This is a genomic window from Streptomyces sp. NPDC030245, from assembly GCF_055572995.1.
This window is the reverse complement of sequence record NZ_JBVICF010000018.1, coordinates 75,973-99,962: the sequence shown is the minus strand read 5'-3', so window position 1 is coordinate 99,962 and position 23,990 is coordinate 75,973. Positions and strand designations below refer to the sequence as shown.

Sequence of the window (23,990 nt, the reverse complement as noted above, 5' to 3'; positions counted from 1 at the left end):
TATTTTTCTGCCATGCATCATGTCGTCGCGCTCGTGCACGCTCCCCAGTCGACGTTCGAACTCGCCTGCGCGGCCGAGGTGTTCGGCATCGAGCGGCGCGGGATCGCGCGGCGGTACTCGTTCGGTGTGTGCGCCGAGCGCCCCGGCCCCGTGGGCACGCGCGCCGGGTACGACATGGTCGTGACCGACGGCCTGGACGCGCTCGACCGGGCCGACACCGTGGTCGTCCCCGGCTGGCAGCCCACCGCCGAGACCCCCTCCCCCGCCGTGCTGCGTGCGCTGCGCGCCGCGCACGACCGCGGGGCGCGGGTGGTCAGCATCTGCTCGGGCGCCTTCGTGCTGGCACACGCGGGGCTCCTCGACGGCCGGCGCGCGACCACGCACTGGGCCCTCGCGGACGAACTGGCCGCGCGCTTCCCGGCCGTCCGGCTCGATCCCGACGTGCTCTACGTGGATCACGGGGACGTGGCCACCAGCGCGGGATCCGGCGCGGGCATCGACCTGTGTCTGCACCTGGTCCGCGCCGACCAGGGCGCCCGGTACGCCGCGCACGTCGCGCGGAACATGGTGATGCCGCCCCATCGCGAGGGCGGTCAGTTGCAGTACGCGGCCCCGCCGCACCCCGCCCAGTTCGACGGTTCGCTGGCGCCGCTCCTCGCGTGGGCCTCGGAGCGTCTGGCCGAGCCGGTCGGCGTCGAGGAGCTGGCGGCGCACGCGGGTGTCTCGGTGCGCACGCTGGCGCGCCGTTTCGCCGACCAGCTGGGTGTCAGCCCCGGTCAGTGGCTGCTGAGCCAACGCGTCGGCGTCGCGCGGGAGTTGCTGGAGTCCACCGATCTTCCGCTCGACGCGGTGGCGCGGCGTGCCGGGCTCTCCTCGGCGACCAATCTGCGCAGGCGTTTCCTGCGGGCCCTCGGGACGACACCGGGCGTTTACCGCCGGGCATTCCGCGCGGCTCCATAGACGGGCCCACCACCGTGACTACTCTCAGTAGTCATAGAGTTGACGCCCCATCAGTTTCTTTCGCTCGCTAATCCTATCGTCCTATGAGGGTAAGAACGGCTCTGAGCGGGAACGATTGACTCGTGACCTCGGTGCCGCCCAGGACTCGATGGCGTCCGGCGCCGGTCATCGCACGCCACGCCATCGCCGGTACGACTACTCTCCGTGAAGGGAAAGAGACACTGCTGGACTGGGATACGGGCACCGCCGACTTCACCTTCGGCCTGCGCCACCGCGTGGTGAACGGCACTGATGTCCTTGCGTTTTGGGGCGAGCTGGACGCCTGGGCCGACCAGGAGCTCTCTCCCCGCGTCACGGCACTCCTCGACCGGGCCGGCCCGCGGGTCGTCGCGGACCTTCGGGGAGTGACGTTCATGGACGCCGGCGGCCTGCGGCTGCTGGTGCGCATCCGGAACCAAGTGATCCTCGACCGCGGCACCCTGTGGCTCGTGCCCGGCAGCGCGCGCAACCGGCGGCTGCTGCGCATCACCTCTCTCGACCGGGTCTTCACCATCCCGGCCGGCGCGCCGATTCCCTGCACGCGCGCCGGTGCCCGCAGCGGGTTCCGCTGATGCGGCCCGGGGCATGAGCCGGAGCGATCCGGGCATTCGGACGACATGCATCTTCCCTCCATACGCCTCCCCGACATGCGTCTCCCGTCGGCCGCGACCCGCGGCAAGAGCAAGGCACGGCGGGCGGCCAAGGGGCGCGGCGTAGCAGCGGTGGCACGTGCCGGGTTCGTCGGGCGCGGCGTGCTGTATCTCCTCGTCGGCGCGCTGGCCCTGCGCATCGCCTTCTCCGACGGCAACGGCGGCCGCCAGGCCGACCGCGGCGGCGCTCTCGCGGAGCTCGCGGAGAAGCCCTTCGGGAACGTACTCCTGTGGCTGCTCGGCATCGCCCTCGCGGGGATGGCCCTGTGGCGGCTCTCCGAGGTCTTCTTCGGGCAGGCGGGGCCGGACGGCGACGCCGCGCACAAGCGGGCGCTGGCCGGCGCGCGTTTCCTCTTCTACACCTTCGTCGCGTACTCCATCCTCGCCTACGCCGCGGGCGACAAGGGCAGCGGCAGCGGCTCCAGCGACCGGCAGACACAGGACGCGACAGCGAAGGTGCTCGACTGGCCGGGCGGGAAGTGGATCGTCGCCGTGGCAGGCGCGGGCGTCATCGTGGCGGGGCTTTGGATCGCCGGACGGGCCCTGTTGCGCAAGTTCCACGACAAGCTGCGGATGGGCGCGATGTCCCGGCAGGTGCGCCGGGGCGTCGACGTCGTCGGCATCGCGGGCGGCACGACGCGAGGCGTGGTGTTCGCCGTCGCGGGCGGCTTCGCCATCGCGGCGGCGCTGCGCCACAAGCCGGGCGAGGCGAAGGGCATCGACAACACCCTGCGCTCCTTCGCCGACACCGCCGCCGGGCCCTGGCTGCTCGCGCTGATCGCGCTCGGCCTCGCCGCCTTCGGCCTCTTCTCCTGGGCGAACGCGCGCTGGCGCAAGCTCTGAGGGGCGGCTCAGGCCCGCTCACGGGACAGCGCCGCCATGTCGCATCCCTCGCCAGAAGTGGCATGGGATGCCATGGCGGCGCTTGAGCGCCACGGAGGGCATTCGAACGCCCGACATGTACGATGACGTGGTGACTTCCCGCCCTCCCCTGACCCTGGCCGAGCGCAAGCGTCGGCTCGTCTCGGACGAACTGACCGAGTCCGCGCTTCAGTTGCTGGCACGGAAGGGGTACGAAGCGGTCACCATCGACGAGATCGTGACCACCGCCGGCGTGTCCCGGCGCACGTTCTTCCGGTACTTCGCGTCCAAGGAGGACGTGGTCGTCCAGTTCCTCGCCGACATGGGCATCGGCATGCGCGGGGAGCTGGCGGACCGCCCCGCCGATGAGCGCCCCTCGGTGGCGCTGCTGCACGCCGTCAAGGTTCCGCTCGCCGCCTGCTCCGACCACTTCGAGCGCGCGCTGAGCGTGGTGCAGCTGATCCTGCGGACCCCGGCCCTGCTGGCCCGCTTCCTGGAGCGGCAGGAGCAGTGGCGCGGCGATTTGACGGAGGAGATGGGGCGCCGCACCGGGCGCGACCCCGGGACCGACCTGTATCCGCGGCTGGCCGCGGGGATGGCCCTGACGGCGTTCGACGCCGTGCTGACGCGGTGGAGCGGCAGCGACGGCGCCGAGGACCCGGCCGAGCTGCTCGACCGGGCCTTCGAGGTCATCGCCCCGGCGCTGGACGCGGTCGAGGCGGCCTAACCCCTACGATCAGAGGCCGAACTCCTGCGGTGACACGCCGAGTGCCGCGCACGCTTCCCGCAGGACCTGCTCCTCGGCGGGGGCGATGTACCCGTCGGCGCCGGCGACGACGAAGCCCGTCTGCACGACCGCCTTCGCCTCCATCGGCTTCTTGGCGGCCTTGGCGATCTCCTGCATGGCCTCGGCCTTGCCCTGCTGGAAATTGACCGTCAGCTGGTCGACGTGCTTGTTGAACCGCTGGCGGAGCTGGTCCGGCGGGAAGTTCTGCAGAACGTCGTTCTGCACGATCAGTGACTCGACGTGCTGGCGCTCGGCCGGGTCGACCGACCCGTCAGCGGCGGCGACCAGGGCGCACATGGCCATGCTGGCGTCGCGGTAGGCGCCGCTCTTGAGCTCCGTCTTGAGCGAGGCGAGCTGGGTCTTGAGCACACCCACGAGCTGAGCCTTCGATCCCCCGCCGGACCCGGAACCCGGCCGTCCGTGGCCGCCGGAGCTCCGCGTCCCCTGCGACTGCTGCAGACCCTTGGCCTGGTCCTTGATCCGGTCCCACATCGCCATCCGTGCCACCTCGACTGCTGTTCGCTGGTCGGCGCGCGGGCGCGCGCCACTTTGCCAACGCCTTACCAGCCCGCGGAGTTCCACACGGGGGCACCCGTGCGGTCGCTCAGTCCTTGTCGACGTGCTCCCGCAGGATCTTGCGGTTGGTCGCGTCGACGTCGAAGGTCGTCTTGTTCCAGTCGTCGGTGGTCACGACGTCGACGGACCACAGCACCGTGCGGTCCTTGTCGGAGTCGTCGAGCTCGACGGAGGTGACGGTGCCCTTCTTCTTGTCCGTGGCGGTCTCCACGGCCTGCTCCGGCGTCACGGTCGCCTTCTTCAGCCAGTCCGCGAGCTGTCGCTTGTCGTCGGCGTCCTGGTCCTTGTCGGCCTGGGGCTTGTCGGCCTTGCCGGTGACCGCGTCGACGCGTACGGAGTGCGGGGTGCCGTCGTCGGTGGCCACCTCGGCCTCCCAATGCGGGGCGTCGGGCGTGCCCTTGAGCTCGATCGAGACCGGCTTCGACTTGTCGACCGTCGCCAGCGCGCTCTTCAGCGCGTCGTCGTAGCCGACCTTCGCCTTGGGGACGAGGGCCTTGCGCTCGGCCTGGTCGTCCGTGAGGGCGCCGTCCGCCGAGGTGCTGGGCGACGCCGCCCGACCGGCCTCGGAAGCGTCGGTTTTCGCGGCGCCGCCGCCGTCGTCGTTGCCGCAGCCGGTGAGCAGGGCACCCGCCGCGACCGCGGCACACATGAGAGTCGCACCCCGCGAAGCCGACAGGCGGCTACGCCTTACAGATACATTTCTTTTTGTGACCATATGGCCACATTAAGCTACATATCATCACCTCACACGGAGAGACACGTTCGCCTACACGACCGCCCCCGTCCCCCGCTCCCTCCGCCGCCGCGCCTCCAACGGGCTGTACTCGTCCTGCGCCTCTTCCGGGCCGCTCGGACCACCCGGACCGCCCGGCCGGCGCGTGCGCGCGGGCGGCGGCGCCGGGTTGCGGCGTTCGAGTGCGAGGGCGATCGGCACGGCCGTGAAGACGGTGGAGGCCACGCCGATCAGGACCCCGGCGATCAGCGCCAGCGAGAAGTCCGCGAGCGAGTCGCCGCCGAGCACCGCGAGGGCCGTCAGGATGAACAGCGCGCCCATGCCGGTGTTGACGGTGCGCGGCAGCGTCTGCACGACGGCCCGGTTGGCGAGCGCCGGCAGATCGCCGCGCGGATCGCGGCGGCGTGCCTCGCGCACGCGGTCGAAGACGACGACCGTGTCGTTGACGGAGTAGCCGATGACGGTGAGCAGGGCGGCGAGGAAGACGCTGTCGACGGGCTTGCCGAGCCAGGCGAACAGGCCCACCACGAGCAGCACGTCGTGGACCATCGCCGACACGGCCGCCGCCGCGAGGGTCCAGCGGAAACGTACGCTGAGGTAGATCAGCTGGGCGGCGACGGCGATGCCCAGGGCGATGAGCGCCTTCTCGCGCAGTTCGCTGCCGAGGCTCGGGCCGATCATCTCGTCGCGCTCGACGGTGACCGTGCCGCCCGGCCCCGCCAGGGCCTCCTTGACGCGCTGCTGCTCGGCGTCGGTCAGCCGTTCGGTGCGGACGGTGATGTCGCCCTCGCCGGACTCCTGCACCACCGCGCGCGGGAAGCCCGCGTCGGAGACGGCGCCGCGGGCGGTGTCGGCGTCGACGGGCCTGCTGGTGCTGTACTCGACGAGACGGCCGCCGGTGAACTCGACACCGAACTCCAGGCCGCGCAGCACGATGCCCGCGACGGCCACGACGACCAGGAGCGCGCTGGCGCCGAGCCACCGGCGCCGGTGGCGCACCAGGTTCGGGTTCCTGCGGGCCAGCCAGGTGCGGACGCGGCCCGTGGTGGCGATGCCCGTCCAAGCGGGCCGCTTGCGCACGAGGCTCCGTCCGACGGCGAAGTCGGCGAGGACCCGGGTGATGACGAGCGCGGTGACCATCGACGCGAGGACGCCGATGCACAGGGTGATGCCGAAGCCCTTGACCGGTCCGGTGGCGAAGAAGAACAGCAGGCCGGCGGCGAGCAGCGTCGTCACGTTCGAGTCGACGACCGCGCTCCATGCCTTGGAGAAGCCCGTACGCAGGGGTTTGTTCAGGTCGGTCGAGCGGACGGCGAGGTAGTCCTCCCTGGCGCGTTCGAAGACGAGCACGTTGGCGTCGACGGCCATGCCGATGGCGAGGACGAACCCGGCGAGGCCGGGCAGGGTGAGCGTCGCGCCGAGCGCCACCAGGGCGGCGTACGAGATGAGGCCGTACAGCGCGAGGGCGACGGCGGCGAGCGCGCCCAGGAGCCGGTAGATCACGGTGATGAACAGCGCGGTCAGGGCGATGCCGATGAGGGCGGCCCAGGTGCTGGCCTCGATGGCGTCGGCGCCGAGCGTCGGGCCGACCGTGCGTTGTTCGATGATGTCCACGGGCACGGGCAGGGCGCCGCCCTTGACGAGGGCGGCGAGGTCGCGGGCCTCGGACTGGTCGAAGCCGCCGGTGATCTGCGTGGTCCCGCCGGTGATGCCGGTCTTGCAGGCGACGCCCTCGTTCACGCCGGGCGCAGAGATGATCTTGCCGTCGAGGGTGATGGCGACGCGCCGCTCCGGGGCGCCTTGCGGCGCGCAGGCCGCCTCGCCGGTGAGCCGCGCCCAGGTGTCGCCCGCGTCCTTGCGGAAGTCGAGCGTGACCAGCCACCCGGAGAGCGTCTGCTGGTCGAGGGTGGCCTCGGCGTCCTTGACGCCCTCACCGGTCAGCGCGGTCGGGCCGAGCGTGAGGTGGTTGCCGGGCCGGTCGGGGTCGGGGAGCGTGCGTGAGCCGTCGGCGGCGGGCTTCGCCGTGCCCTTTCGGGCGGACTCCCCCGTCACCGGGTGGACCGTCAGCTGGGCGGTGCGGCCGATGACGTCGGCCGCCTTCCGCGGATCCTGTACGCCGGGCAGCTCGACGATGATGCGTTTCTCGCCGGAGCGTGCGATGCCGGGTTCGGAGACGCCGAGGGCGTCGACGCGCTGCCTGAGCACTTCCAGGGCGCGGTCGGTGGACGCGGCGTCCGCCTTGACGGTGGGTGAGTCCTTGGTCTCCAGGACGATCTGGGTGCCGCCCCGAAGATCGAGGCCGAGGCGAGCGGTTTGGGTGAGGGCGATGTACAGGGACAGGGCGACGACCGCGAGCGCGACGATCGCCCGCCACAGGGCTGGGCGGGACATGGGTTCTCCACGATGAGGGCAGGACGGAGGGACGCGTGACCGGGCGTCGCGGATGCGGTGCGCCGGTCAGGCGCCGGGGACGGTCTGCGTGCTCATCGGTGGGGCGGTGCGCGCGGGGCGGCGGGGGCGAGGGGCCGTCGCGGTGGGGCGGGCGCGGTGGCGGGGCGGGTGTCGGGTCCGCCCAGGGCGCGGTGCGGCGCCGTGTCGACGGCCGACTGCGCGGGGCCGGCCGGCTGCGGGCCCGGTATGTGGGCGTCCGGGCGGTGTGCGAGGGCGACGTGGAGTGCCGGCACGTCGTGCGGCCCGGCCGGCTCGCCTGCGTGGGCCGCCACGGTGTGCCGGGTGAGCGGCGCGTCGCCCGCCGTCCCGTACGCCGGGGCGGAGGGGACGAAGAGGGCGAGGACCGTGACGACGAGGGACAGCGCGGACGCGGCCAGGCGCGCGGAACGGCTCTGCTGCGCCACGCCTGCCCCCGTCCCCACGGCTCTCCCCGGATGTCCCTTCGGGTGCGCACGGTGTGGCACCGCCCTGCTCAACGTACGGCCCACCCGGAACCGTTCCGCCCTACGGCATCAAGTTCCGTACTCCCCTACGGCATCAAGTTCCGTACTCCACGAGGCTGGTCGGGACCACGATCTGGCGCGGTGGTTCCGCGGCCGCGGCGTGCAGCCGACCGGCGAGGAGGCGGCCCGCCGCACGGCCGACCTCGTCGCTGTCGTACGCGACGAGTGTCAGGGGCAGCCCGAGCGCGTCGGCCAGTTCGAAGTCGTCGAAGCCCGCGAGGGCGACGTGCGCGCCGCCGTCGGCCCGGACGTCGGTGGCCCGCAGGGCGCGGAACGCCCCTATCGTGTTGCGGTTGTTGGAGCAGAACAGCGCGGTCGGCGGTTCGGGGAGCGCGAGGAGCCCGGCCGCGGCGCGCGTGGCCTCGTGCGGTTCGGTCTGGCCCTGGCGTACGAGGCGTGGGTCGACGGTGAGGCCCGCCGATGCGAGGGCCGCCGCGTAGCCGCGGAGCCGTTCGGTGCCGGTGTGGACGGCGGGCGGGGAGCCGAGGAAGCCGATGCGGCGGTGGCCGCGCTCCAGGAGGCGGGCGGTGGCGTCGCGGGCGCCGCCGAAGTCGTCGACCAGGACGCAGTCCGCCGCGAAGCCCTCGGGCGGACGGCTGGCGAGGACCACCGGCACGCCGTCGGCCACCGCGGCGGCGAGGTGGCGCTGGTCGGCGCCCGCGGGCACGGCGATGATGCCGTCGACGCGGCGGGCCAGCAGATCGGCGACGAGACCGCGTTCGACATCGGTGTCCTGGCCCGTGTTGCCGATGACCGTCTTCAGGCCGTGCTCGGCGGCCACGGAGTCGACGCCGAGTGCGAGGCGTGAGTAGAAGGGGTTGGCGAGGTTGGTGACGACGAGGCCGACCAGGCCGGTGCCGCGACCGAGCCGGAGGCTGCGGGCGACCTCGTTGGGGCGGTAGCCGAGGGCTTCGGCGGCCGCCCGCACCCGCTCGCGGGTGGCGGGCAGCACCTGCGGGTCGTCGCGGAGGACCCGTGACGCCGTCATCGCACTGACCCCGGCGCGTTCGGCGACGTCCCGGAGCGTCGGCTGACCGCTCTTGAGGTCGCGCGGTGGCCGGCCGCCGCGCGGGTCGTGCGGTGCGGGCATGGTGCGGACGTCCTTCCGTTCCGTTCGGCGCGCCGCCCGGACGCGGTGGCTCGGGCGCGGCGGTTCGGGGTGCGGCGGGTCAGGGAACGGCGGCCGCGTGTGCCGCCGCCCCGACGAGCGCCGCCTCCGCGCCGAGCCCCGCGGGCCGCAGCGTGACGGGAGTATCCCCCAGGCCGCGGCGGAGCGCGGGGCGGAGCAAGTCCCAGGACGCGGCCATGGCGCCGCCGACGACGAGCACGCTCGCGTCGAAGGCGCGCACATGCGGGGCGAGGACGGTGCCGAGGGTGGTGAAGGCCTCGTCGAGCACGCGCCGCGCACGCCGTTCCCCGGCTCGCGCCCGCGCAGCGATCTCCCGCACGTCCAGGTCCGGTGGCACGTGCTCGCCGTCCCTGCGGTCCGCGTCCTCATCCCCATGTGTGTAGCGCGCCAGGATCGCGCGCCGGGACACCGAGTCCTCCAGCGGTCTGCCGCCCGCCTCGACGAGGTCGATGCGGCCCTGCGGCGGTACGCCGGGGCCTTCGTGCTGCACGTCGCCGGCGGCGAGGAAGGCGGAGCCCACACCGGTCCCGAGGGTGATGCCCACGCATCGCCGGTGGCCGTGTGCGGCGCCCGCGAGCCACTCGCCGAGGAGGAAGGCGTGGGCGTCGTTGAGGAAGACCGTGCCGGCGGGGCGCGGCCACACCCCGTCGAGGAGCACCGCGCGTACGTCGACGCCGTACAGGTCGTCGAACTTTCCGACGCCCTCGAAGCGCGCGATGCCCTTGTCGTAGTCGAAGGGTCCTGGCACGGCGACGCCCCACACCTGTCCGGCCGGGGCGTCCAGCTCTCCGGCGCAGCGGACGAGCCCGCCCAGTACGTGCTCCGCGGTGCCCCGGGTGTGGACGGGCCTGCGCACGCGCCGGGTCACGGTCGCCGTGCCGGGGTCCACGAGGGCGGCGGCCACGTGGGTGCCGCCGAGTTCGAGGACGGGTCTGCCCTGCGGCGGCCTCACGGGCGCACCAGCGCCTTGACGACCTTGACGGGGGTGTCGCCGATCGCCGCCAGCCGGTAGGGGCCGACCGCCGCCGGGACCGTCAGCGTCTCCGCCAGGGAGAGGGTGTGCCGCTCCCCCGCCGCCGTGCTCAGCATGACGCCCTCGCCCTCCACCACGTTCAGGACGTGGAAGCGGTCCGCCGTGTCGTCGTCGGCCTCGGCGTCCGCGTCGAGGGCGTACCGCCGCACTTCGTAGAACATCTCGTCCAGCGCGCCCAGGAGTTCCTCGCGCCAGCCGCTTCCGGTGCGCAGGGTGCGCGGTTCCTGGATCAGGTCGTGTGCGACGGCGTCGCCGCGGCGGCCGGACTCCAGGTTGGCGAGGCCGTGTGTGTAAGGGAGGGGGCGGGGCCGGCCGTCGGCGTCGGGCCGCAGCCAGTCGTAGAAGCGGAGGGAGTAGAGGTAGGGGGTGGCGCTGATCTCCAGGACGACGTTCCCGGCGCCGCTCGCGTGCGGGGTGCCGGCGGGGATCATGAAGAGGCGGCCCTGTTCGGCGGGGAAGGTCATGACGTGGTCCTCGGGGTCCATGGGGATCCCGTCGTGGGCGGCCTCCTCGATCTCCTTGCGGAAGAGGTCCAGGTCGGCGTCTTCGCGCAGGCCGAGGAAGACGCGGGTGTCCGGGCCGCCGAGGGTCATGTAGTACGTCTCGTGCTGTGTGTAGGGCCAGCCGAACCGCTCCCTCATGTACCGCTCCTTGGGGTGGCAGTGCACGGAGAGGTCGCCGCCGTCGACGGTGTCGAGGTAGTCGAAGCGGATCGGGAAGGAGGTGCCGAAGCGGGCCGTCACGGGCGGGCCGAGCATCGCCGCGGGGTGCAGCACGCACAGCAGTTGGAAGGGGATCTCGGCTTGTCGGCCGGAGTGGGTGCCGATGAGGACGCCCGCCTCCGGGGCGATGAGTTCGTAGCCGAGGGCGGTGTTGCGGGCCGTAGGGTCGAAGCCGAGCCTGCGCTGGGCCCAGTGGCCGCCCCAGGGTGTGGAGTTGAAGTAGGGGCGGGTGCGCACGGGGCGGCGGGCGAGGCCCGTGAGGGTGGCGCGCAGGCCGGTGCCGTCGATGTACGTGGGCCGTCCGGGGTCCTGCGTGTCGAGCCAGGCGTCGAGGCGGGGGGCGAGGGCGTCCCGGTGGCGGTCGAGGACGGGCCAGTCGATGTAGAAGAGCCGCCGCAGCTCTCCGTTCTCGTGCGGGAGTCCGAGGTTGTGGCCGGTGCCCGCGGCGACGGCCGCCTCGGCGTGGCGCTTGGGCAGGTCGGCGTACCAGAGCAGGTCGTGCGGAAGGAGCGCGGCGCCCGGGCCGTGCACGAGCAGCACGTCGCGGCCGGTGGGCCGGCGCGGCCGCGGGAGGTCGTCGAAGAAGTCGCGGAGGGGGTTCTCGGCGAGCTTGGCGTAGTAGGGGTCGGTGGCGTCCTGCGCGGATTCGGTGCGGTGGCGCACCGCGGTGGGCGGGGCGTGGTGGGCGCGCAGGTCCAGGGCCCGCACGGCGGTGCCGCGTGCGGTCAGCTCCGCCGTCAGGGCGGCGGCGAGGGCGTCCCAGTCCACCGTCGGCGGGCCGTCCACGGCGACGGTGAGGGGGCCCGGGGGCAGTTGTGCGGCGACGGCCTGCCAGCCGGTGGCGAGGACGGCCCCGGGCGCGGGGGCGTAGCGCGGGTCGAGCCGGTACACACGTTCTCCTTCGCGCGGACGTACGGGAACAACGCTCGGGGGCGGATTTCAGGGGCGTACGGAGGGATCGGGAGGTGAGGTGTCGCCGGTCGGTCCGGCGACGTGGGTGGTCCGCTGGAAGAGCACGGCTGTCGTGCCGAGCGTGGGCACGTCGAGCGTCACCTCGCCGTCGGTGCACGCCAGTTCACCGGCGGGGGTGCCGAGGAAGTCCGCCCGGTGTGCGGCGGCGACCGGGAAGCGGGCGTGGATCCGGCAGGCCACCGGCTGCTCCGCGAACGACTGGAGGCGCAGCAGGACGTGGCCGGGGCGCGGTGTGGTGGCGCCGACGAGGCGGACGCGCGGGTCGTCGATCTCGACGAAGCAGCACAGGTCGTGGGGGGCCGGCGCGCCGTCCGAGCTCCCCCTGGCTCGGACGGCGCGCATCGGGCGGCTCCAGGCGGCGGCCGTTCGCGGACCGAGGCCGCCGGCTCCGGCGCCGCTGGTACCGGGGCCGCAGGCGAGGCTGTAGCGGTAGGTGAACTCGAAGCCCTGTTCGCTGGGGAAGTTGGTGTCCCACAGGTTGTTGTGGATCCAGGAGTAGACGGTGGCGGGCTCGTCGTGGTCCATGGTCTTCGGGAACGGCGCGTAGGGCAGGGCGATGTTGCCGAACTGCACGAGCGGTGCGTCCTGCGTGGACCAGGCCACCGTCAGGCCGTCGTCGCCCAGGGTCACCCAGCGGCGCACGGCTCTCATGTGCAGGGCGGAGCCGGGCACCACCGGCAGTCCGCTGCCTGTCGCGCCGCCCGAGGCCTCCATGCGGACGACCGGGTCGTCGAAGGCGAAGGGGAAGGCGAAGTAGGCGCTCTCCTTGCCGAGGCGGGCGTCCTTGTCGAGGCGGTTCTCGATGTCGAGGCGGGGCACGCCGTGCGGGAGGGTGAGCATGGTGCGCAGCCGGTTGGCGCCGGCCGGGCGGGTCTCGTACGTGATCGTCTCGGCGGTGGCGGTGGAGCGGCGGGCGATGAGCGCGGCGGGCGGGGCGACGGCGCGGGTGCCGAGGTGTTCGAGGCGGTCGGATGCGGTGGTGCGGCTGGAGTTGTGGTTGAAGGCGCCCGCGGTGGTGTAGCTGTCGTGGACGTAGCCGTTGAAGCCGACGACGGGGTCGGCGCGGACGAGTTCGCGGCCGGTCCTCTTGTCGGTGACCGACGCGACGCAGGCGTGTGCGAGGTCCACGCGGACGGCGAGGTGCTCGTTCTCCAGGAGGGTCGGGTCGGGGTGGGCGAGCGCTTCCGCCGCGGACTCGGCGGGGTCCTCGCGTTCGGTGCCGCCGGTCGGGTTCCAGCCGGTGGCGGCCTTCACCGTCGCCTCCTCCGGCGCCTGGTCGCTCCCGGTGGCGGTGACGACGATGTCCAGGCGGACCGATCCGGCGGGCGGCACGTCGTCGACGCGGACGAGGAGGAAGCGTCCCGCGTCGCGGTGGTCGTCGTTGGTCTGCCGCTCCTCCTCGTGGGCGAGCCGCCGCCCGTCGCGGGCGTCGCGGACGGTGACCGGCCGGTTGAGCGGCACGGTGCTCTCGGGCAGGAAGACGCGGACGACGTCGGTGCGCGGCCATGAGCAGGTGTTGACGACGTGGTACGTGGCCGCCGCGTCCGGTGAGGCGGCGAGCCGCTGGCCGAGGCGGGCGCTCGCGCGGGCGAGGAGCGCGTTGCCGTCGTCGTGGGCGCGCATCGCCTGCCCGTACTTCCAGTGCCACTGGTGTTCTCCGGAGTGGCCGCCCTCGTCGCCGTGGGTCCACGGGTCGCCGGCGCCCCAGGTGTGCTCGTCGAAGAGCGACACCGCTTCGTAGACCCCGGCGGCGTCCCTGCTGTCGTCCTCGGCCCCCGTGGCGCCGAGGAGGGCGGCGAACGCGCCGATGGTCTGGGCGTCGGCGACCACGGACTGGGCGGTCCTGGCCAGGGAGAGCGGGCGCGCCCCCGACCCGACCCCGTCGACCCACCAGTCGGTCCAGTCGCCCTCGAAGGTGCGGATCTCGTCGCCGAGCCGGGCCTCGGCGTCGGTGAAGAAGTCCTCGTTGCGGGAGAGCCGCAGCCGGGGGAAGGCCCAGGTGTCGTTCCAGCGGCGGACGGTGTCGGCGATGACGCGGCGGGGCGGCGCGTTGTCGCCGAACTTGCCCTGGACGCGCAGGTGGAGCACGTCCCAGGGGTAGGGCTCGCGTTTGACCTCCGTGCGGTCCATGGCCCAGCCGAAGATGCCGCCGCGGTAGGGGTAGGGGTGGGTGGCGAGGGAGGTCAGGTAGGCGGGCAGCAGGTCGTCGACGTCCGCGTAGCCGGTGTCGAAGCCGAGGAGCGGGCCTTCCATGTAGGCGAGGCCGTGCGGGGTGTCGGTGACCCACACCAGGACGCTGTTGCCGCTCGGCGCGCGCCAGCGGAAGAGGCGGGGCAGCTTCTCGCCGCCGACCAGGTGGGGGACGGAGCGCCCGGCCCAGTTGTGGGCGACGGAGAGGTACTTGACGCCCGCCGAGGCCAGCGCGTCGACAAGACCGACGACGGCGCCGGGTACGTCGGTCTGCATGGCGGAGGTGAACTCGACGCCGTGTTCGTCGCGCACGGCGCGGGCCGTGCGCAGGAGTTCGTGCAGTTCGTCCGTGGAGCAGGTCTCGGTGTGCAGGTTGAAGGGGAGCGCGGTCAGCTCGATGCGGCCCTCGCGGACCCTGCGCACGAACTCGTCGACCTGCTCGGCGGGCCGGGCCCTCGCCCACTGCTGGAAGGACCACAGCGACTCGACGCACCACCGGAACCGGGACTCGGCGGGCCAGTCGTCGGTGGCGCGGGTGAGCTCCAGGCAGGAGTCGAGGAAGGAGAGGTGCTCGGCGAGGACGGTGCCCTGGGGGTCGGTGTAGCCGATGTCGAGGTGGGAGTGGTGGATCAGGTGCAGGGTCCAGCGGCGCTGCGGGGTGAGGTGTACGTCGATGCCGTCGCGCCCGTCGGGGAGGGCGACGGTGACGCGGGTCGCCGTGTCGACGGCGGGCAGCAGCAGCCGTACGGAGTTGCCGGGCCCGGCGACACGCTCGCAGCGCAGGGCCGTACCGGACTCGGTACGTACGCTCAACTCCCCCGGCAGCTGGGTGCCGTTGACGGGCTCGACGCGCAGCGACTGGAGCAGCGTGCCGTCGTCCGCGTGGCGCATGAGGGGTTCCTCGGTGAGCCGCAGGGCGGTGCCGTCCGCGAGGGTGCCCTCCGCGCCGACCACGCCGGCGCGCAGGCTGTCGCGGATCCGGTCGTCGTCCCAGTCGGTGGTGCGGACCAGAGCCCGTGTCGTCATGCGGATCTCTCCCGGTGGGGGTGTGTCGGGTCAGCGGGCGGAGGCGGTGATGCCGCGCAGGAACAGGCCGCGGAAGAGCAGGAAGAGGACGAGGGTCGGCACGGACACGATCAGCGCGCCGGCCAGGATCACGGGTGGGCCCGTCGTGGAGTAGGCCTTGTTGAGCGTGGCCAGGGTGGCCATGACCGGCTGGACCTCGGGGCTCCGGCTGAGGGTGATGCCGAGGAGCAGGTCGTTCCAGACGGCCGTGAACTGGAAGAGGAAGGCCGCGCCGAGGCCCGCCTTCATCAGCGGCAGGTGGATGCGCCAGAAGATCCTGTGGAAGGAGGCGCCGTCGATCAGCGCGGCCTCCGTCAGCTCCGGTGGCATGGTGGTCATCTGGTTGCGGATCAGGAAGAACGCGAAGGGCACCGCCCACGCCGCGTACACCAGCATCAGGCCGAGCCTGGTGTCGTACAGGCCGGCGTCCGCGTACAGGCCGAAGAGCGGTGCGAGGATGATCTGGAGCGGGAAGAGCGTGCCGGAGTAGATCAGCCAGAACCAGAAGGCGGGCTTCGGAATCGGCAGGACGACGACGGCGAACGCCGCCATGGCGGCCACCAGGACCGCCACCAGGCCGCAGACCACGGCGTACAGGAGCGAGGACCGGAAGCTGTCGCCGATGCCCGCCACCTGCCAGGCCGTTTTGGCGTTGTCCAGCAGGTCGAAGCCCTGGAAGCGCCAGCTGGGCCTGCCGCCGTAGTCGGCCGCGGGCGTCAGGGCGTTGACGGTCAGCAGGTACAGGGGTGCCAGCCAGAGCACCACGCATCCGGCGACGAAGACGTTGCGTACCGCACGTCCCAAGAGACTCACCTCCTCAGCTCTGTGCCGTGTGGGCGTCGGGCATCTGGCGGCGCAGGTACAGCCAGGACGAGGCGACGACGATCACGGTGAGGACGAGCGCGATGGCCGAGCCGTAGCCGACGTGGAAGAGCCGGAACGTCTCGCGGTACATGCTCAGCGCGAGGGTCTCGGAGGAGCGGGAGGGGCCGCCCTGGGTGAGGATCCAGATCATGTCGAACGCCTTGAAGCTGTTGACGACGGCCATGCCGACCACCACGACGGTCACGGCGCGCAGCCCGGGCAGCGTGATGTGCCGGAACATCCGCCAGCCGCTCGCCCCGTCGAGTTCGGCGGCCTCGACCGTCTCCCGCGGGATGGCCCGCAGGCCGATCGCGAAGAGGACGACGTTCAGTCCGGTCGCCTGCCAGGTACTCGCGACGATCATCGACAGGGTGTTCTGCGGCCACTCCAGGAGCCAGGAGCGCGCGAGCCCGTCCAGGCCGATGGCGCGCAGCACCTGGTTGACCGCGCCCTCGGACGTCAGCATGAAGTACCAGACGACGGCGGTGGCGGTGGCGGAGATGGCGTACGGCAGCACGATGATCAGCTGCGCGGCGGCGCCGAACCGCATGCGGTGGGTGGCGACGGCGATGAGGAGCCCGGCGAGGACGGGCAGGAGCAGCGTTCCGCCCACCCACATCAGGGTGTTGAGCACCGAACGGCCGAAGATCGGGTCGTCGGCGAGGCGCGCGTAGTTGTCCCAGCCGGTGAAGCTGCTCGTGAAGCCGTTGTCCTCGAAGAAGCTGCCGTAGACGCTGCGGAAGAACGGATAGACGAACAGGACACCGACGAAGGCGAAGGCGGGCAGCGCCCAGGGCAGGGCGGCGAGGGGGCCGCCGAGCCTGCCGCCGCCCGCCCTCGCGGCCTGGTGCGGGGTGCGGGTCGGCACCCTGCGGCGCGTCCGCGCGGGCCGCGCGGTGCCGTGCGCGGGGGTCGCGGTCCCGGTCATGTCTTCTCCGCCTCCCGCCACACCTGCCAGGCGTCGTCGGCGCGGTCCTGCATGGTGCGCAGCGTCGTGCGGTACGAGGACGGGTTCAGCAGGAAGCCGGCGAGGTCGTCGACGGTCGCCTCGACCAGTTCGGGCGGGCCCTGTTCCCAGAAGCGGTTGAGCAGCCACAGCTTGTCGCCGCGGACCTTCTTCGCGAGCCCTTCGATGACGGGGTTGGCGGCCTCGACCTCCGGGTTGGGGCAGCCGTCCTGGAGGGTGTGCGAGAAGGCCTTCATGACCGTGGGGTGCAGCCAGGCGCCGGTGGCCCGCAGCGCCTCCTCGTGGTCGGGGCCCTTGACGGTGGCGACGAGGGCGCTGGACTCGAAGATGACGCTGGGCCTGGCCTTCGGGTCGGCCATGGGGAGCACGAAGGCGCCGAGGTTCTTGCCGGGCTTGCCGCCCGCGGCCTGAAGGGTGGAGCCGAGCCAGGTGCCGCAGGGCACCATGCCGAGCTCGCCGTGCAGCATGGCCGCCGCGGCGTCGGGGTGGTTCGTGTCCATGGGCGTGAACCAGTCCTTGTCGAAGAAGGACGCCAGGGTGCGCAGGGCGCGTTCGGCACGCGGGTCCGTGTACCGCTCGCGGCCGTTCATCAGGTCGTCGTAGAAGCGGGGGTCCTGGCGGCTGAGGATCTCCTGGAACCAGATGAAGGAGGGCCAGCGGTCGCCCGCGGTGCCGTGCAGCGGGGTGATGCCGTTCTTCTTCAGGCGCGCGCAGGCGGTGAGGAAGTCGTCCCAGGTGCGGGGCGCCGTGAGGCGGTGTTCGCGGAAGACCCGGGGGTTGTAGAAGAACACCCAGTACGCGAGGTTCATCGGCAGGCCGTAGACGCGGCGCCGGTAGGTGAACGCGCCGCGCAGGGAGGCGTCGACCCAGCCCTTGGCGACGGCGTCGTCCCACTGCCGGGTCAGGTCGGCGATGCCGCCGGTGCGGGCGAGGTCCTGGAGGCGGTATCCCGACCAGTACTTGAGCATGTCGGGGGTCTTGCGGGTCCGCAGTGAGGACCGCACGATCTGCTCGAACGACTCCAGGAAAGGGATGACCTGGGGCACCAGCCGCAGCGCCGCCACCGACTTCATGGCCGAGCCCGCGGCGGCCATCGGCTTCTCCCACGCCGCGCTGTCGCCGAGTACGGCGACCTTGCCCGGCGGCTGGCCCTCGGCGGAGCCGCAGGCCGTGGCGCATGTGGCGGCGAGCGCGCCGGTCGCGGCGGCCCGGAGCAGGGTGCGGCGTTCGAGGGGCGGGCTCGGCGCCAGGGGCGCTCCCCCCGTGGGGTGGCGGCTGTGACCACTGTGACGACGACCTGACATGGATGACTCCCTCAGGTGTGCCTCAGCCCGTTGTTAGCGTTAACACGGGCGTCTTGGAGCTTCACCTCGGGGGCGGCGGATGTCAATGGGTCGCGAGCCGGTCATGTGCCGAACTCCCTTTGGCTTGCGGGCCGTTCAGGTTCTCGGCGCCAGCCGGTCGATCTCCCGGACGACGTACTGGGCGTGCGGCTTCACCTGCGGGAGGAGGTCGTCCCAGTGCTCGTCCTCCTCGCCGAGGTAGACGGCACGGGCGCGGGCGAGAACGGGCCGGTGCTCGGCGGGCAGGCGGGTCAGGGCCCAGTCGGCCGCGCCGTCCTTGGACGTGATGTCGCCGGTGGCCAGAGTGGTCCAGACGCGGGCGAGGGTGAGCAGGACGTTGCGCGTGTCGGTGTCGAGTTCGGCCAGCAGCTCGGGGACGCCGGCGAGCATCGCACGGGTGACGTCCGCGGCCGGGACCGGGTCGAGGACCCGGCCCGGCTCCGGCCCCATCAGGGGCGCCCGCCCCCGCAGCACCATCGTGACGAGGAGCGCGAGATCGGGGCTCGGCCCGGGCTCCGGCGTCCGGCCGCGCAGGTACGCGTCGCGCAGCCACTCCCCGTACTGGAACTCGCACCGGGGCGGATACGTCCAGGGGCGGACGTCGTCCTGGACGGCGACGGTCAGCTCGACGGGGCGCAGCGCGTCGCCCGGGGCGCCGCCGCCGGACAGGGCGAGCAGACCGTCGGTCAGGGCCTGGCGCTGCCCCGCCGTGGTGCGCCGCCGCGCGACGAGGAGGATGTCGATGTCGCTGTGGGGGCGCAGTCCGCCGAGGACGGCCGAGCCGTGCGCGTAGACACCGGCGATGTCACCCGCGGCGAACACGTCGCGGACCAGGCGGACCACGTCGTCGGTCTGCGTCACGCACCGCTCCCCTCGCTCCGTGCCACTCCACCCTCGCCCCGCATCGTAGACACCCGGCGCACCCGGAACCGGCGCACCCGGCCGCGGGAGGGGTCAGAACGGCTTGGTGGGCAGGTACTTGCCGTCCAGCGTGATCACCGCGCGCTCGCCGCCCTCGGGGTCGGCGACCTTCCGCACGTCGAGCTTGAAGTTGATCGCGCTGATGATGCCGTCGCCGAACTGCTCGTGGACCAGGGCTTTCAGGGTGGTGCCGTAGACCTGGAGCATCTCGTGGAAGCGGTAGATGGTCGGGTCGGTCGGTATGCCGCCGGGGATCGAGCCGCGGGTCGGGATCGTCCGCAGCAGGGCCGCCGCGTCGTCGTCCAGGTCGAGCAGGGCCGCGACGGCCCGCGCGGCGGGCTCGGGCAGGGCGTGCTGACCGAGGACGGCCGCGGTGACGAAGGCGACGGACAGGCCGGCGGCGTCGGCGATCTGCTGCCAGGACAGGTCCTTGCGCGTCTTGGCCTCCACGGCGAGGACGGCGAGGTCCTGGCGGGCGGCGGGGTCGAACTGGGCGTGGATCATGAGTGATCTTCCTTTCGCACGAGGGGTTTTCTCTAGGGGGGTCAGGCCGCCGCGGTGGCGGCCCGGGTGAGGTCGTCGACGGCGCCGGTGGCGATGTCGTAGACCCAGCCGTGCAGCGTCAGCTCGCCGCGGGCGAGGGCGCGCGCCACGGAGGGGTGGGTGGCCAGGTGGGCCAGCTGGGCGTGGACGTTCTCGCGCACGAGGGCCGCCACCCGTTCCGCGCCGGTCGTGGAGTCGGGCGTACGGGCCACGGCGGCGTCCGCGTGGCGCAGCCAGTCGGCGACGGCCGGGGCACCGCCGAGGTCGTGGCCTTCGGCGAGGGCGGTCATCGCGCCGCAGGCCGAGTGGCCGCACACCACGACGTCCCTGACGCCGAGGACGCCCACCGCGTACTCGACACCGGCGGCGACCCCGTCGGCCGCGTACGGCGAGTGGGCCGGTACGAGGTTGCCCGCCGTGCGTACGACGAACAGCTCGCCGGGCTCGCGCTGGGTGATCAGTTCGGGCACGACACGCGCGTCGGAGCAGCCGATGAACAGCGTGTCCGGCGCATGGCGGGCGGCCAGGCCCGCGAAGAGCTCCGCCTTGGCCGGGAAGACGTCCCGCTGGAAGCGTTTCACTCCCGCCGTGAGGTCTCGCATGGTCACTCCCTTTCGCATTCCGGTGGCGCGCCCCTGGGCAGAGAGCCCGGGGGTCGGCAGTCCCGGCGTCGGTAGCCCCAACGGGGCCGGTGCAAACAACCCTGCATGACCTGCACCTATAGTGTCCAAGACGCAGTAACCATGACTTCCATCGATGCCATCTATAGTTTTCGGCATGGCTCCCGAACTACGTCACCTGCGTTATCTGCTCGCCGTCGCCGAGCACGGCAACTTCACGCGCGCGGCCGAGGAGCTGCACATCTCCCAGCCGACGCTGTCCCAGCAGATCCGGCAGCTGGAGCGCGCGGTCGGCGTCGCGCTCCTGGACCGCAGCGGCCGCGCGGTGCGGCTCACGGACGCCGGCGCCGCCTACCTGCCGCACGCCCGGCGCGCCCTCCAGGACCTGGCCGCCGCCGAACGGGCCGTGCACGACGTCACGGACCTGTCCCGCGGCACGCTGCGGCTGGCCGTGACACCGACGTTCACCGCCTACCTCGTCGGACCGCTCACCGCCCTGCTGCGCGCCCGCCACCCCGGCATCACCCTCTTCCTCCGGGAGCTGCCGCAGGACCGCGTCGAAGCCGGTCTGCTCGCCGACGACCTCGATCTCGGCATCGCCTTCCACGGCGCCCACCTGCCGGGCCTGGCCGCGACGGACCTCTTCACGGAGCGGCTCAGCCTCGTGGTGGGCGACCTCCATCCGCACGCCGGACGCACCGACCCGCTCTCCCTCGACGAGCTCGCCGCGACCCGGCTCGCCCTGCTCAGCGCCGACTTCGCCACGCGCGTGCAGATCGACGCCCACCTCTCCACCCACGCGGTACGCCCGGACGTCGCCGTGGAGGCCACGTCGATCATCGCGCTCACCGAGATCGTCCGGCACACCCCGCTGGCCACCGTGCTGCCCGACGCCCTCACGCGCGACCGCCCCGGCCTGCACACCGTCCCGCTCGCCCCCGCCCTGCCCGAGCGGACGGTCACGCTGCTGCACCGCGAGAGCGGCTACCGCAGCGCCGCCGCGCGCGCTTTCACCGGACTGGCCCGGGAATGGGCACATACGCAACTTCCGCCGCAGCGCTTCGACGACGGCACACCCACCTTTTGATTTTTGTTTGGCCGCGCTCCGACAGGACACTCGATGTGCAGGAGCGGTTGATCATGACGACTCCCTCCGGTATTCAGATTCCGCACTACAGGTATCGACTAAAGGAGTCCTGAATGAGCAACGAGATGTGGAGCTACGTTCCGACCGCCGGCCACAGCCCGGACAGTGACCTCACGGGGTACAAGGTGGAAGCCGCCGACGGGCACATCGGCAAGGTCGACAAGCATTCCAACGACGTCGCCAACCAGTACATCGTCGTCGACACCGGTGTATGGATCTTCGGCAAGGAAGTTCTGCTGCCGGCCAGCACCGTGACCGCCATCGACAACGACGAGCGGCGGATCCTGGTCTCGCTCACCAAGGAGCAGATCAAGAACGCTCCTGAGTTCGACAAGGAAAAGCACCTGGGCGACCCCGCCTACCGCGACCAGCTCGGCGGGTACTACGGCGGTTCGGGCCACTGAGCCCGCTCAGAGCCGCACCGACTCGCCGGTCAGAGCCTTGCCTCACCGGTCAGCGGGCGGTCGACAGGCGTACACTTGAATTGTTCTGAGGGTTGGAGGATCCATGATCGCACTCGGCCTCATCCTGCTCGTCCTCGGTCTGCTGACCGGCGTTTCCATCCTCTGGACCATTGGCGTCGTTCTCGTCGTCATCGGTGCGGTCCTGTGGGTTCTCGGAGCTGTGGGACACTCCGTGGGCGGACGAAAGCATTACTGGTAGAGCGGTAGCCGCCAGAACTCAATAGAGGCAAGGGAAGGGGGCCGGAGTATTCACTCCGGCCCCCTTCCCTTGCCTCTCTTTTTGTTTGCCGAGTTCCTCAGAGGTGGTGCCGAGTTCCTCAGTGGTGGCCGTGAGCGGTGTCGGAGGCGCCACCGAAGAGCCGCGCGACCGCACGGAACGGCAGGGTGACCACCGTGGCGATGGCTCCGCCGATGGCTCGGAGAACGTCTGCAATGGCCTTCAGCATGATCGGGCCTCCAAAGAGCGATAGCTCAATAGCGGTCAATTGCCATGTGTCACCACACGGCCTTACACGCGTCGCTTGCCCCGAAAGCACGCACGAAAACTGCTCGGCCCGCCCGCCCCGGTCCGTACTCCCTCTCCGCGTACTCCCTCTGCTGCCGACGAGAGGCGGATGCCCCACCGGGTGGCCAGGATGGAGCGAGCACCGCCTCCTGAGCAGTCGCCGCCATGGGAGCCCCGCGCACGGGGTACCCGGCTTCCCAGTGACGGGAGACCCCACAGACCGCTCCCCCCCCAGGAAAGGCAGACCCCATGACCCCAACGCAGGACGTCGTCGAGCTGATCCTCCAGGACCACCGCACGATGGAGGACCTCTTCCGCGACATGCGCAGCGTGGAGGCCGACCGGACCGCCGCGCTCAGCGAGTTCGCCGACCTGCTGATCGCGCACGCCCTGGCGGAGGAGGCCGAGGTGTATCCGGCGCTGCGTCGGTTCAAGAACATCGACGACGAAGAGGTCGAGCACGGCGAGGAGGAGCACGAGGAGGGCAACAAGGCGCTCCTCGAACTGCTCGAGGTCGAGGACGTCGGTTCGGACGAGTGGGACGAGAAGCTGGAGAACCTCGTCGAGGCCGTGAACCACCACACGGACGAGGAAGAGCGCACGATCCTCAACGGCGCCCGGGAGAACGTGGCCATGGAACGGCGCGAGGAACTCGGCGCGGCGTTCCTGAAGGAGCGCGACAAGCAACTGTCCGCGCACTGCGGCAGCGTGGACAACATCCGCCGCATCCTGAAGGACTGAGCTCCGGACGCCGACGCCGATGGGGGCGAGCAGCCGATGCGCTGCTCGCCCCCATCGGCATGTGCGGGACCGGCCGGGGCGGGGCGGCTAGACGGCGGAGGTGCTGGGCTGCGGGGGGTGCGGGGCTGCGGGAGCGTTTGTCACCCAAGTGCCAAGGTCGCGGGCGTGGATGCGCACGCGTACGCGTAGTGCGGCGCAGAATCGTCCACTACCTTGCACGAGCCTTTCCTGAGCACCCCCTCACACACTCGTGCCCCGCACCCCCCGCATCCCCCTCCCTCAGGAGAATCCCATGCGCATGCCCGCCCCGCGTCGCACAGTGGCGGCCCTCGCCGCCGTCACGGGAATCGCCGCTCTCGGTCTCGGCGCCGGACCCGCGACCGCCGACACCAAGGCTCCCTTGCGCTACGTCGCACTCGGCGACAGCTACAGCGCCGGTTCGGGCGTACTGCCCCTCGACCTTGGGGCACCTCTCCTGTGCATCCGCACGTCTCTGAACTATCCGCACCTGCTCGCCGCGTCGTCCGGCGCCCAGCTGAAGGACGTGACCTGTGGCGGCGCGCAGACCAAGCACTTCACCACGTCCCAGTACCCGGGCGTGCCCCCGCAGTTCGACGCGCTGAAGAGCGACACGGAGCTGGTGACGCTCACCATCGGCGGCAACGACAACAACACGTTCATCAACTCGATCCTCGCCTGCGGCAGCGCGGGCCTCCTCTCGGGCGGCAAGGGCAGCCCCTGCAAGGACACATACGGCGACAAGTTCAAGGACGAGGTCGAGACGAAGACGTACCCGGCGATCAAAGCATCCCTCGACCAGATCAAGGCCAGATCGCCGAAGGCCCGGGTCGCGATCCTCGGCTACCCGTGGATCACCCCCGCGAAGGCCGTGCCCGGCTGCTTCGCCAAGCTGCCCATCGCGGACGGTGACGTCCCCTACCTCCGGGACCTCCAGGCACACTTGAACGGCGCGGCGCAGCGGGCCGCCCAGGAGACCGGTGCCACGTTCGTCGACCTGGCCGCCGCGTCCGACGCGCACGACGCCTGCCGTCCCGCGGGTCAGCGCTGGATCGAGCCGGTCCTCTTCGGCACGAATATCGTGCCCGTGCACCCCAACGCGCTCGGCGAGGCCGGAATGGCCAAGGAAGCGGCCAAGGCGCTGAACCTGTCCTGAGCTGTTCTGAGCTGTCCTGAACTGTTCTGA

At 72.0% G+C, this 23,990-nt stretch carries 24 protein-coding genes; 9 read left to right on the top strand and 15 right to left on the bottom strand.

Annotation, left to right across the window (positions count from 1 at the left end):
- The first annotated feature begins 12 nt into the window (after window positions 1–12).
- From ACZ4Z4_RS36405 to ACZ4Z4_RS36390, 4 genes are all read left to right on the top strand, one after another.
- On the top strand, window positions 13–960 hold the full coding sequence (locus ACZ4Z4_RS36405) for a helix-turn-helix domain-containing protein (protein ID WP_468337474.1): 948 nt from the start codon (window positions 13–15) through the stop codon (window positions 958–960).
- A 122-nt stretch (window positions 961–1,082) separates the two neighbouring features.
- Complete coding sequence (locus ACZ4Z4_RS36400; RefSeq protein WP_468337471.1) at window positions 1,083–1,571, top strand: STAS domain-containing protein; 489 nt, start codon at window positions 1,083–1,085, stop codon at window positions 1,569–1,571.
- Window positions 1,572–1,646: 75 nt separating this feature from the next.
- Window positions 1,647–2,492: a DUF1206 domain-containing protein gene (locus ACZ4Z4_RS36395; RefSeq protein WP_468337468.1), complete on the top strand. Its 846-nt coding sequence runs from the start codon at window positions 1,647–1,649 to the stop codon at window positions 2,490–2,492.
- Between the two features lie 115 nt (window positions 2,493–2,607).
- Complete coding sequence (locus tag ACZ4Z4_RS36390; protein WP_468337465.1) at window positions 2,608–3,237, top strand: acyl-CoA-like ligand-binding transcription factor; 630 nt, start codon at window positions 2,608–2,610, stop codon at window positions 3,235–3,237.
- A 9-nt stretch (window positions 3,238–3,246) separates the two neighbouring features.
- Here ACZ4Z4_RS36390 and ACZ4Z4_RS36385 read toward each other — a convergent pair whose 3' ends face one another.
- From ACZ4Z4_RS36385 to ACZ4Z4_RS36320, 14 genes are all read right to left on the bottom strand, one after another.
- A complete protein-coding gene (locus tag ACZ4Z4_RS36385) occupies window positions 3,247–3,795 on the bottom strand; it encodes a tellurite resistance TerB family protein (protein WP_468337462.1) in 549 nt (182 codons plus the stop codon).
- A 106-nt stretch (window positions 3,796–3,901) separates the two neighbouring features.
- Window positions 3,902–4,522: a PepSY domain-containing protein gene (locus ACZ4Z4_RS36380; RefSeq protein WP_468337459.1), complete on the bottom strand. Its 621-nt coding sequence runs from the start codon at window positions 4,520–4,522 to the stop codon at window positions 3,902–3,904.
- Window positions 4,523–4,639: 117 nt separating this feature from the next.
- Window positions 4,640–6,997 (bottom strand): protein translocase subunit SecD, encoded by a 2,358-nt coding sequence (gene secD, locus ACZ4Z4_RS36375; protein WP_468337456.1) that lies wholly within the window; start codon window positions 6,995–6,997, stop codon window positions 4,640–4,642.
- Window positions 6,998–7,089: 92 nt separating this feature from the next.
- Window positions 7,090–7,461, bottom strand: coding sequence for a hypothetical protein (locus ACZ4Z4_RS36370; RefSeq protein ID WP_468337453.1), 372 nt, complete (start codon window positions 7,459–7,461; stop codon window positions 7,090–7,092).
- Between the two features lie 133 nt (window positions 7,462–7,594).
- On the bottom strand, window positions 7,595–8,650 hold the full coding sequence (locus ACZ4Z4_RS36365; RefSeq protein WP_468337450.1) for a LacI family DNA-binding transcriptional regulator: 1,056 nt from the start codon (window positions 8,648–8,650) through the stop codon (window positions 7,595–7,597).
- A 79-nt stretch (window positions 8,651–8,729) separates the two neighbouring features.
- Window positions 8,730–9,641, bottom strand: coding sequence for an ROK family protein (locus ACZ4Z4_RS36360; RefSeq protein ID WP_468337447.1), 912 nt, complete (start codon window positions 9,639–9,641; stop codon window positions 8,730–8,732).
- On the bottom strand, window positions 9,638–11,335 hold the full coding sequence (locus tag ACZ4Z4_RS36355; RefSeq protein ID WP_468337444.1) for a class I mannose-6-phosphate isomerase: 1,698 nt from the start codon (window positions 11,333–11,335) through the stop codon (window positions 9,638–9,640). Before ACZ4Z4_RS36355 ends, ACZ4Z4_RS36360 begins: the two co-directional genes overlap by 4 nt.
- 48 nt (window positions 11,336–11,383) lie before the next feature.
- Window positions 11,384–14,632 (bottom strand): glycoside hydrolase family 38 N-terminal domain-containing protein, encoded by a 3,249-nt coding sequence (locus tag ACZ4Z4_RS36350; RefSeq protein ID WP_468337441.1) that lies wholly within the window; start codon window positions 14,630–14,632, stop codon window positions 11,384–11,386.
- A gap of 30 nt (window positions 14,633–14,662) precedes the next feature.
- Window positions 14,663–15,475: a carbohydrate ABC transporter permease gene (locus tag ACZ4Z4_RS36345; RefSeq protein WP_468337438.1), complete on the bottom strand. Its 813-nt coding sequence runs from the start codon at window positions 15,473–15,475 to the stop codon at window positions 14,663–14,665.
- Window positions 15,476–15,488: 13 nt separating this feature from the next.
- The gene (locus ACZ4Z4_RS36340) at window positions 15,489–16,463 is read right to left on the bottom strand and encodes a carbohydrate ABC transporter permease (protein ID WP_468337435.1); all 975 of its coding nucleotides are present in this window, start codon (window positions 16,461–16,463) and stop codon (window positions 15,489–15,491) included.
- Window positions 16,460–17,806 (bottom strand): ABC transporter substrate-binding protein, encoded by a 1,347-nt coding sequence (locus ACZ4Z4_RS36335; RefSeq protein WP_468337432.1) that lies wholly within the window; start codon window positions 17,804–17,806, stop codon window positions 16,460–16,462. Before ACZ4Z4_RS36335 ends, ACZ4Z4_RS36340 begins: the two co-directional genes overlap by 4 nt.
- Before the next feature lie 135 nt (window positions 17,807–17,941).
- On the bottom strand, window positions 17,942–18,706 hold the full coding sequence (locus ACZ4Z4_RS36330) for an aminoglycoside adenylyltransferase family protein (protein WP_468337429.1): 765 nt from the start codon (window positions 18,704–18,706) through the stop codon (window positions 17,942–17,944).
- A gap of 93 nt (window positions 18,707–18,799) precedes the next feature.
- A complete protein-coding gene (gene cynS, locus ACZ4Z4_RS36325; RefSeq protein ID WP_468337426.1) occupies window positions 18,800–19,270 on the bottom strand; it encodes a cyanase in 471 nt (156 codons plus the stop codon).
- Window positions 19,271–19,311: 41 nt separating this feature from the next.
- Complete coding sequence (locus tag ACZ4Z4_RS36320) at window positions 19,312–19,911, bottom strand: carbonic anhydrase (protein WP_468337423.1); 600 nt, start codon at window positions 19,909–19,911, stop codon at window positions 19,312–19,314.
- A gap of 175 nt (window positions 19,912–20,086) precedes the next feature.
- Here ACZ4Z4_RS36320 and cynR point away from each other — a divergent pair, with 175 nt between their 5' ends.
- From cynR to ACZ4Z4_RS36305, 3 genes are all read left to right on the top strand, one after another.
- Window positions 20,087–21,016 carry a transcriptional regulator CynR gene (cynR, locus tag ACZ4Z4_RS36315; RefSeq protein ID WP_468337420.1) on the top strand — a complete coding sequence of 310 codons (930 nt, stop codon included), beginning with the start codon at window positions 20,087–20,089 and terminating at the stop codon, window positions 21,014–21,016.
- 113 nt (window positions 21,017–21,129) lie between these two features.
- The gene (locus ACZ4Z4_RS36310) at window positions 21,130–21,480 is read left to right on the top strand and encodes a PRC-barrel domain-containing protein (protein WP_468337417.1); all 351 of its coding nucleotides are present in this window, start codon (window positions 21,130–21,132) and stop codon (window positions 21,478–21,480) included.
- A 103-nt stretch (window positions 21,481–21,583) separates the two neighbouring features.
- Window positions 21,584–21,739, top strand: a complete 156-nt coding sequence (locus ACZ4Z4_RS36305) for a DUF6131 family protein (protein ID WP_362990556.1) — start codon at window positions 21,584–21,586, stop codon at window positions 21,737–21,739.
- A 118-nt stretch (window positions 21,740–21,857) separates the two neighbouring features.
- Here the strand turns inward: ACZ4Z4_RS36305 and ACZ4Z4_RS36300 are convergent, their stop codons facing one another.
- On the bottom strand, window positions 21,858–21,986 hold the full coding sequence (locus ACZ4Z4_RS36300) for an LPFR motif small protein (protein WP_263398772.1): 129 nt from the start codon (window positions 21,984–21,986) through the stop codon (window positions 21,858–21,860).
- A gap of 308 nt (window positions 21,987–22,294) precedes the next feature.
- Here ACZ4Z4_RS36300 and ACZ4Z4_RS36295 point away from each other — a divergent pair, with 308 nt between their 5' ends.
- Window positions 22,295–22,786 carry a hemerythrin domain-containing protein gene (locus ACZ4Z4_RS36295; protein WP_468337415.1) on the top strand — a complete coding sequence of 164 codons (492 nt, stop codon included), beginning with the start codon at window positions 22,295–22,297 and terminating at the stop codon, window positions 22,784–22,786.
- A gap of 292 nt (window positions 22,787–23,078) precedes the next feature.
- Entirely contained in the window at window positions 23,079–23,960 is an 882-nt protein-coding gene (locus ACZ4Z4_RS36290) for an SGNH/GDSL hydrolase family protein (RefSeq protein ID WP_468337412.1), read from the top strand.
- The last annotated feature ends 30 nt before the right edge of the window (window positions 23,961–23,990 follow it).